At 68.6% G+C, this 671-nt stretch carries 1 protein-coding gene and 1 pseudogene; both read left to right on the top strand.

Annotated elements, in window-relative coordinates; genetic code table 11:
- On the top strand, positions 1-406 hold a 406-nt coding region (gene gspM / locus HX846_RS37885; protein WP_178967544.1), incomplete at its 5' end, for a type II secretion system protein GspM.
- Positions 403-671: pseudogene (locus tag HX846_RS37880) on the top strand (hypothetical protein); the annotation flags it as partial. The gene gspM and the pseudogene HX846_RS37880, both read left to right, overlap by 4 nt.

Below are 671 nucleotides of genomic sequence, written 5' to 3'. Positions count from 1 at the left end.
GGAGCAAGCCCGCCAGGACCCGGCCAGCAGCACCAGCCTGTTGCCGGGGGATGACCCCAGCGCCGTGGCGGCGGACCTGATGCAGCGCATCGCCGACCTGATCAACAGCCGCGCCGGCCTCGGCGGCGGCTGCAGCCTGACCCAGCGCATGCCCATCACCCCGGAGCAGGACGACACCGAGCCCTATCGCCAGATCAAAGTCAGCCTGACCCTCAACTGCGCCATCGAACCCCTGACCGCGATCCTGCATGAGCTGGAGTACCAGCGACCGTTCCTGTTCGTGGATGAAATGAGCGTCCGTCGCGGGCCGAATGCCCCCGCCAGCGGCGGTGCCGGAAAGCTGGTGGTGCACCTGTTGGTGCGCGGTTATCTGCAACCGGCAGCCGCCACGCAGGCCCGCCGATGATCAATTCATTGCGCCCCCTCGAGTGGGGATTGCTCGGTGTGGCCGGGCTGCTGGGCCTGCTGATGGTGGGCATCTTGAGCAGCATCGGCGACGCGCCGCAGTGGTTGGATAAGCCTGCCTCCGCCGTGCGCGCCAATGCTTCGGCCAAGGTTCACGTGGCCCCGAGTGCGACCCTGGAAAGCCTCGCCGGCACCTGGCAGGCGCCGCTGTTCAGCCCCGACCGCAGCCCCGATGCCGCCGTTGGCCAGGCCGAGATTTCCAGCCT

The organism is Pseudomonas sp. K5002, assembly GCF_013386655.1.
In the GTDB taxonomy this organism is placed as follows: domain Bacteria; phylum Pseudomonadota; class Gammaproteobacteria; order Pseudomonadales; family Pseudomonadaceae; genus Aquipseudomonas.
This window is presented reverse-complemented; position numbering and strand designations above follow the sequence as displayed.